Below are 8,255 nucleotides of genomic sequence, written 5' to 3'. Positions count from 1 at the left end.
TCGAATCCCTCCTGGTTCATGGCTCGGCTCCAAGAGAGAGCCTTTTTTCATATAAACGGTATTTATTCCTTGACAATCTTTCAAGGGAAGTTTAAAATAAATTCTATCATGCGGATGTGGCGAAATTGGCAGACGCGCTGGATTTAGGTTCCAGTGGGTTACCCCGTGCAGGTTCAAGTCCTGTCATCCGCAGTAAAATAAAGTCATGTATTGAGTTTACTCTTATACATGACTTTATTGTTTTATTATGATATTATTTTTTAAGGTACTTTTATTGAATCATTTGATTCTACATATAAAATGGGGGGTTATTATGTTTCGTGGCATGAGAAGATTCAAACAGCAATTAACAGAGCAGGAATGTGTGGATGTTTTAACCCATGCACCAAGAGGTGTTTTGGCGGTTCAAGGAGAAGATGGATACCCATATGCTTTCCCTATGAATTATATCTATCTGGACGGAAAGATATATTTTCATTGTGCCAAGGCTGGGCACAAACTGGATGCCATGGCATCTGATAACAGAGTATCCTTTTGTGTAATGGACGAAGGGTATCGCAAGGATGGAGATTGGGCTTTAAATATCAAAAGCATCATAATTTTTGGACAAGTTAAAAAGATAGAAACAGCTCAGGAAACAGTAGATATTGTACGTCAAATGGGTTTGAAGTATTTTCCTACAGCAGAAGGCGTTGAGGAAGAAATTCGTAAGACAGTTGCATATGTGCAGATTCTAGAACTGTCAATTGATCACATGACGGGAAAACTGGTGAATGAATCATAATTGAAGATTAGTGCAGGTTGAAAAAAGTCGAATTGAACTTATCAGTCAATTTGGCTTTTTTCTTTTCATCCTCATGGAGGTATGATAATATTATAGCAATAAATACCTTTAAAATGAAAGTGCCCTTAAGGAGGAATGTTTATTGGAGAATAAAGATAGAATAAAGTATTTTTATGAGCATATTACCTCTGAACACCGCCTTGAAGAGGTTTGTGACTACGTGTCCACAGGCTGTATCATTCGTTTAGGGGAGTTGCGTATTCCTGTAGGCGTGGAAGGAATGAAGCAGCATATGATTGAAGTAAGAAAAACATATCCTGATTTAAACATGACAATTTTAAATCAATATTGTGATGGAGATTATATTATTTCTGAATTTATGATGGAAGGAACTCACCTTGGCGAATGGTTAGGCATGAAACCCTCCGGTAAAAAATTAAAAATTTTTGGTGTAGATATTGATAAGGTCATTGATGGGAAGATTGTTGAACACGGTGGGGCTGCCAATACATTTGATGCTTTGTTTAAAGGTGGCATCATTCAGCCTGCTCCTTAAGGAAGGAAAATAACTTTCTAAGACAGTTTTGTTTTTCTGTTAATTATAAAAAAAGTCCCAATTAATGTTATTTTTTTTCTTTCCTGTGGCATACTTAAAGCATAGACAGCGGAAAATTAAGTACTTGAAGGAGAAAAATCATGAGAATACCAAAACACATTGGTGTAATACCGGATGGGAACCGTCGTTGGGCGGTGGAGAATGGATTGGATAAAAAAGATGGGTACGATAGAGGGCTAAATCCGGGGCTGGAGCTGTATAAGCTCTTTAAAGAGATGGGAGTAAAGGAAATTAGTTATTACGGTTTTACCGTGGATAATACAAAACGTCCCACTGAGCAGAGACTGTCTTTCACCAATGCCTGCGTAGATGCAGTGAAGCTTCTTTCTGGAGAGGATGCAGAACTGCTGGTATTGGGAAATGCAGATTCAAAAATGTTTCCTGAGGAACTCTTGCCTTATACCAAGCGTCGAACCTTTGGTAAGGGGGGAGTGAAGCTGAATTTTCTGGTAAACTATAGTTGGGAATGGGACACGGGATTTACAAAAAACAATTTAATGGGACCGTTGCAGTCTCACGAAGTTTCTCGTGTGGATCTTGTGATTCGCTGGGGTGGACGGAAGCGCCTTTCAGGGTTTTTGCCTTTACAGTCTGTTTATTCGGATTTTTATTTTATTGATGACTTCTGGCCGGATTTTAAAAAAGAGCATCTAGAGGAAGCTATTGGATGGTACAGCAAGCAAGAGATTTCTTTGGGTGGTTGATTGAGTTAACAAATGGGAGATACAATTTGAAAAAGGCAGTTCCGCTGAATGGGAAACTGCCTTTTTTCTTTACATAACGATTTCTTTGTACCTTCAATGTCTATTTGGTTGTTTACTAATATAAATATAGAGTTCGTATTTTATAATGACTCAAACTCATCTAATAACTCTTTAAAGAGGGATAGCGCTTTTTGAATAGGGTCGGCGGTGGATAAGTCCACACCGGCACCTTTTAGTAGATCAATGGAGTACTGGCTGTCTCCTTTGGAGAGAAAATCCAGATACGCATCCACGGCAGGCTTTCCTTCGGAGAGAATTTTACGGGAGAGGGCGATGGCCGCACTATAGCCCGTAGCGTATTGATATACATAAAAGGCATTATAAAAATGAGGGATTCTTGCCCATTCAATATCTATCTCATCATCCAACGTGATGTTATCTCCAAAATAGTTTTTGTTCAATTCACGATAAATGCTATTTAGCCCTTCCCAGGTTAAGGGTTCTCCTTGTTCCACCATTTGATGGGTAATTTTTTCAAATTCAGCAAACATTGTTTGGCGGAATAAAGTGCCTCGGAATTGCTCTAAGAAATAATTAATGAGATATTTTCGCATTTTTTTATCTTCCGTTGCCTGAAGGAGATGCTCCATCAGCAAAGCTTCATTACAGGTGGAAGCCACCTCTGCCACAAAAATTTTATGTCCACTATAAAGATAGGGCTGTTTTTCCCATGTGAAGTGACTGTGTAGTGCATGCCCCATTTCATGAGCCAAGGTGAACATACTATTGATTGTGTCGTTATGATTGAGTAATACGAAGGGATGAACTCCGTAGCTTCCCCAAGAATAAGCACCGCCTCGTTTACCTTTATTTTCGTAAACATCAATCCAACCACTGTTCATACCCAATTCCAATGCTTTGATATAATCTTCCCCTAAGACATGAAGGGCTTTTGTAACTGTTTTTTTTGCCTCTTCATAAGGGATTTTTACATCATTTTCAGAAACTAAGGGTACATACAGGTCATACATATGAAGCTCTTCTACCCCAAGTTCTTTTTTACGAATGTCAATATAACGATGCAAAAGGGGCAAGTTTTCATGCACTGTTTCAATCAGGGTGTCATATACCGATAGAGGAATATTATCATCGGCAAGGGCCATTTCCATAGATGAATGATAGTTTCTTGCCTTTGCAAAAAAAACATCACTCTTTACAGATGCACCATAGGTTGCTGCAAGGGTATTTTTTTTATCCAAGTATACGCTATACAATCCTTTAAAGGCATCCTCCCTTACTCTACGGTTGGGACTTTCCAAAAAGGTAACATAACGACCCTTTGTCAGCTCTATTTCTTTCCCTTCAGCGTCTGTTACCATAGGGAAATGGATGTCTGCATCATTGAGCATGGTGAAAATTGTTTGGGGTGCACCGCCTAACTCTGAGGATCTTGCCAAAAGAGCTTCCTCTGCGGGAGAGAGGGTATGTTCCTTTTGGCGAAGGAGTGAGTGGAAATAATGATCATAAATTTTAAATTCTGAAGAAAGCTCCTTACGAAAGCTTGCCAGCTTATCTTCTGGAATTGCAATAATCTCAGGTGAGAGGAAGGAAACAATGGCGGAATATTGAATCAAGAGCATTTCTGCACGGGAGGACATTCCCTGATAAAAAGCATTGGCACTATCCTCATGCAGTCGCATATTGGCATAGGTATAAAGATGATCCAGTGTTAGAGAGAATTCGCTATTTTTTGTTAGGCAATCCAAAAGGGTTTGGGCAGAATCTCCCAGATGTCCGGAAAACTGGGACATCTCGTGAAGTTTCTCTTGCAGGGCAGCGAAGGCTTCTTCCCACTGGGAGTCTTTTAGATAATAGTCTTCAATATGCCATTTATATTCAGGTCTTGCATCTTTTCTTTCGGGCAAAATATGATTCATGATATCATCCTTTCTGAATGAGATTTTATATATAAAAAATAATGGTATTGAACTGGTTTTTTCTGTGATAGTATACCACTTTTTTGTTGGGATATGAAGGAAAAGAGAAGATTTTCTTGCTACCGATAAAAAATCATAGTATGATAGCAACTGAGGTGAAAATTATGAAAAATGGGCTAAAGGTTTTGATCGTTGCCTCTGAGGCGGCACCCTTTATCAAAAGCGGTGGTTTGGGTGATGTTGTTGGGTCGCTGCCAAAAGCTTTGAAGGATCAGGGTGTGGATGTTCGTGTTGTGATACCACGCCATATGGCTGTGAAAAACAGTGAAATGCAAGATGTAAAATATCTTGGCGAATTTGATGTGCATTTATTTTGGCGTATTCAGAGGGCAAAGGTTTTGGTGAAACCTCAGGAGGTACCCATTTATTTTATAGAGAATGACTTTTATTTTGGTCGAGGCAATTTATATGGCTATGGCGATGATAATGAGCGGTTTGCTTTTTTTGGCAAGGCTGTTTTGGATATGATGGCAATGTTGGACTTCTATCCTGATGTTTTGCATTGTAATGACTGGCAGACAGGACCCATTTGCTTATACTTAAAAGAGATATACAGCAAGATGATTTGTTATTCCAGAATAAAAACTTTGTTTACCATTCACAATTTGCAATATCAAGGAAATTTTGACAAGAGCACCATGGAAATTTTGGGTGCCCCATATTATTGCTATGAAAATGGTGCCGTTGAGTTTTATAATAATGTAAGTTATATGAAAATGGGACTGACTTATGCTGACAGAATTTCTACGGTAAGTGAAACCTATGCCAAAGAAATTCAAACTTGGGAATATGGTTATGGCATGGACGGAATTTTACGTAGCCGCAGAGATGTTCTTAGCGGCATTGTCAATGGCATTGATTATTTGACCAATGATCCGGAAACGGACAGTCACATTACTTATCATTATAATGCAGAGCAGTTAGAGGGAAAGGCACAGAATAAGCAGGTGCTACAGGAACGTTTGGGACTGGAACGACGGGATGTACCCATTATTTCTATGATTACCCGACTGGCTGACCAAAAGGGCCTAGATATTCTATCCCATGTTTTCCACGAGATGATGCAAAGAGATGTACAATTTGTTCTTCTTGGTACGGGAGAAACAAGATTTGAATACTTTTTCCGAGAAATGGCGCATCGCTATCCTGGCAGAGCCAGCCTAAATATCTTCTTTGATGAAACGTTAGCCCAGCAGATTTATGCAGGAGCGGATTTGTTTTTAATGCCTTCCAGATTTGAACCCTGTGGGTTAGGGCAGATGTTCAGTCTGCGTTATGGCACGGTACCCGTAGCAAGAAAAACGGGAGGTTTGGCGGACACCATAATACCATATGATCCAAAGACGAAAGTGGGAAATGGATTCTTGTTTGAATCTTATGATGGGGGTGGCATCCTCTGGGCATTGGATCAAGCCTTACAGGTTTATCATCAGGGAAAAGAGGAATGGAGGTATGTTGTGGAAAATGCCATGAACAGTAATTACTCTTGGGCAATTTCCGCTGAAAAATATATACAACTTTATGAAATGCTGAGAGAAGAAGCTATATCAGCGCAATAACGCAGGAGCAAAGCCTCTGCAAGTAAGAAGATTCTGGGCAAGGAATGCTGGGAATTTTCTATTTGCGAGGTTTTTTTGTTTTTTATTTTGCAAAGAGGTACAACAAGATTGAATTTTGGAGGAAAATGCGATAGGTGTAAATTGTTTTTTCTGGTGAAAATTGCAAAAATGCAAAAATTATAGTATGATGAAATTTATGGTAGAAACATGCTTTGCAGGAAGGAGCAGTTTATGGGAAAGTACCAGCAAAAACCGAAAACGAAGGACAAGGGGCTTATAACGCTGTTAGCGATACTGACTTTAGTTATTGCAGTGGCGGGGCTTATTTACTTAGATACTTTTTATGGAGCAGGGCGGATTCAATCCTATTTTTCCAATGTATTTCAATCCAAGGAGAGTGGACAGAGCGCTGAGGTGGAGGCAAAAGGCAAAATACAGCTTGACGAAAGCAGTCGATCAACCTTTGCTGTATTTGGCAGTCGTTTTTTGCTTAGTACCAAAGATGGTGTAAAATATTTTAATGGGATCGGTGACCGTAAGTGGAACGATACCTTTAACATGACTATACCACAGCTGATTTCAGAAGGAAGCTATGCGGCAGTGGGGGATATGAACGGGAAGACAGTTCGCGTTTATGGAGAGAATGGTTTATTGTATATGGTGCAGACAGAAGGAACGCTCATACAATTTGCATTAAATAAAAATGGATATTTATCTGTTATCACCAAAGGTGACACAGCATATTCTGTTCAGATATATAATGCAGGAGGCACTTTGCTAAAGGGACGTATTGAGGAAAGCGCAGGTATATTTCCTTTATGTTCCGATGTATCCGATGACAATAAATCGTTTGCTATTAGTTATCTGGATACCTCGGATATTCAGCCAACAGGGCGTGTATTGTTTTTTTATGTAAATCCCGATGATAGTGAAAATCTAACAGACAGCATGTTTGCTGTGGTGGAGAAGAATGATGAAGTCATTCCCATAATTGGTTTTATGCAGGGGGGGGTACTTGCAGCTGTATCAGACCGAGGAATTTATGGGATTTCATCCGTTGGGCAGGAAACATGGAGCTATCCACTTGAAAACAGGTTGGCTCAGGTTTCTTTGACGAATAAAAACTACGTGGTGCTTGCCATGGGTGATTCCATTGCCAATAAAGATGGTCGGGAAAAAGGCACGATTTGTTGGATAGACAGCAGTGGCAAAGAAAGCGCAAGCTACAAAAGCGGCGGAGGGGTTGACTATCTTCAGGCTTCTGAGCATGGTGTTGTTATCGGTGTGGATAAAATATACTCCGGAATAAAAAACAGCGGAAGATTAGCATGGAGCTATAGAACTGCATCTGATGTGAGGGACATTTTGCCTATGGAGCAGTTGGAAGAAGTTATGCTGGTTACCAAAGGTGAAGCACTGATTACCCAGATGAAAGGAACTCAGACTGCAAGACCTATTATATCTCCTGAAGGGGAAACGGAACCGGAGGTTGTTGAGGGAACCACCGATAAAAATAACGGAACACCTGAAGATAGTGCACCTTCCTCTGGGAACGAGAAAAAGGGTGACGATAAAAAACAGGTGAAGACAGGCGCAGCACAATGAATAAAAGAATTTAGGAAATGAAGGTGATACATATGGAGCAAATGCCATTGCTATTGGATGCGGCGGTAATTATTTGGATTTTAGTTTTCGCAGGTATTGGCTACCACAAAGGCTTTGTAATGGAGGCACTGAGCTTTTTACCCATGTTGGCTGCAATGGTTGCAGTGAAATTTCTGACGCCAGTGATGGGAGTACTATTGAGAAAAACTCCTTTTTTTGGATCTTTAGCAAATTCTATAGGGAAATCAATGCAACTGGATACGGTAATCAGTAATGCGGCAATGCAGAGCCAAACACAAATCATTCAGAATATGCGCTTACCAGATTTTTTAAAGGATGCTTTATTAGAGAACAATAACCCCGTTATTTATAATCTGTTGGATGTACAGGGGTTGAAGGAGTATATTGCAGGATTTCTGGCTAATGTATGTATTAATATTGTTAGCGTAGTCATTGTTTTTGTTGTTGTATTGTTCCTTGCTCGTTTTTTGCTGAAGGCATTAAATTTAGTAAGTAAGCTGCCTATATTGAACTTTTTTAACCGCTCTTGTGGTTTTTTGGTGGGCGGGACAAAAGGTCTCTTTTGGATCTGGTTGATTGCTATGGGAATCACTTTTTGGCAATGTAACGATAAATTGATATCCTTCTTTCAGGTATTGAATCAATCTGTAATTGCGTTATTTCTATACGAAAATAATATTTTGTTGTATCTGATTTTAAAGATTTTTGCATGACAAATATGATGTTTCCTTGGTTTGAATTATTATGTAAAAAAAACGAAAAAAATCGTTGACAAAGAAGTTTATACATGATAGTATGTTTAGGCGGTCGCAAAAAGGCCGCAAATGAAATATTTGCACCTTGAAAACTGAATACAAGAAAAAAGAGTCAATCGAGAAAAAGTAAATTTTCTTTAGAAATAAAAGTAACAAAACGTTGGCAGACGATGCCAACAAAACCGTAGTATCGCTACTACGAAACATTCCAAAG

At 39.3% G+C, this 8,255-nt stretch carries 7 protein-coding genes and 2 tRNA genes (1 of these 9 running past the window's edge); 8 read left to right on the top strand and 1 reads right to left on the bottom strand.

The window, feature by feature from the left end; genetic code table 11:
• The 5 genes from RTK36_RS12575 to RTK36_RS12555 all read left to right on the top strand — a co-directional run.
• Positions 1-19, top strand: a tRNA-Arg gene (locus tag RTK36_RS12575) (it extends 155 nt beyond the left edge of the window).
• Between the two features lie 91 nt (positions 20-110).
• Positions 111-192, top strand: a tRNA-Leu gene (locus RTK36_RS12570).
• A gap of 121 nt (positions 193-313) precedes the next feature.
• Positions 314-784, top strand: a complete 471-nt coding sequence (locus tag RTK36_RS12565; protein WP_312047595.1) for a pyridoxamine 5'-phosphate oxidase family protein — start codon at positions 314-316, stop codon at positions 782-784.
• A 142-nt stretch (positions 785-926) separates the two neighbouring features.
• Entirely contained in the window at positions 927-1,340 is a 414-nt protein-coding gene (locus RTK36_RS12560) for an ester cyclase (RefSeq protein ID WP_312047594.1), read from the top strand.
• Between the two features lie 140 nt (positions 1,341-1,480).
• Complete coding sequence (locus tag RTK36_RS12555; RefSeq protein WP_312047593.1) at positions 1,481-2,104, top strand: undecaprenyl diphosphate synthase family protein; 624 nt, start codon at positions 1,481-1,483, stop codon at positions 2,102-2,104.
• Positions 2,105-2,244: 140 nt separating this feature from the next.
• On the opposite strand, the gene pepF is transcribed toward RTK36_RS12555, so the two are convergent.
• Positions 2,245-4,041, bottom strand: a complete 1,797-nt coding sequence (pepF, locus tag RTK36_RS12550) for an oligoendopeptidase F (protein WP_312047592.1) — start codon at positions 4,039-4,041, stop codon at positions 2,245-2,247.
• 164 nt (positions 4,042-4,205) lie between these two features.
• Here pepF and glgA point away from each other — a divergent pair, with 164 nt between their 5' ends.
• The 3 genes from glgA to RTK36_RS12535 all read left to right on the top strand — a co-directional run bounded on the left by glgA (position 4,206) and on the right by RTK36_RS12535 (position 7,999).
• Positions 4,206-5,660, top strand: coding sequence for a glycogen synthase GlgA (glgA, locus tag RTK36_RS12545; protein ID WP_312047591.1), 1,455 nt, complete (start codon positions 4,206-4,208; stop codon positions 5,658-5,660).
• Positions 5,661-5,891: 231 nt separating this feature from the next.
• The gene (locus tag RTK36_RS12540) at positions 5,892-7,265 is read left to right on the top strand and encodes a DUF5711 family protein (protein ID WP_312047590.1); all 1,374 of its coding nucleotides are present in this window, start codon (positions 5,892-5,894) and stop codon (positions 7,263-7,265) included.
• A 32-nt stretch (positions 7,266-7,297) separates the two neighbouring features.
• The gene (locus RTK36_RS12535; protein ID WP_312047589.1) at positions 7,298-7,999 is read left to right on the top strand and encodes a CvpA family protein; all 702 of its coding nucleotides are present in this window, start codon (positions 7,298-7,300) and stop codon (positions 7,997-7,999) included.
• Positions 8,000-8,255: the final 256 nt, after the last annotated feature.

The sequence above is a fragment of the Anaerotignum sp. genome (genome assembly GCF_031981185.1).
In the GTDB taxonomy this organism is placed as follows: Bacteria; Bacillota; Clostridia; order Lachnospirales; family Anaerotignaceae; genus Chakrabartyella.
This window is presented reverse-complemented; position numbering and strand designations above follow the sequence as displayed.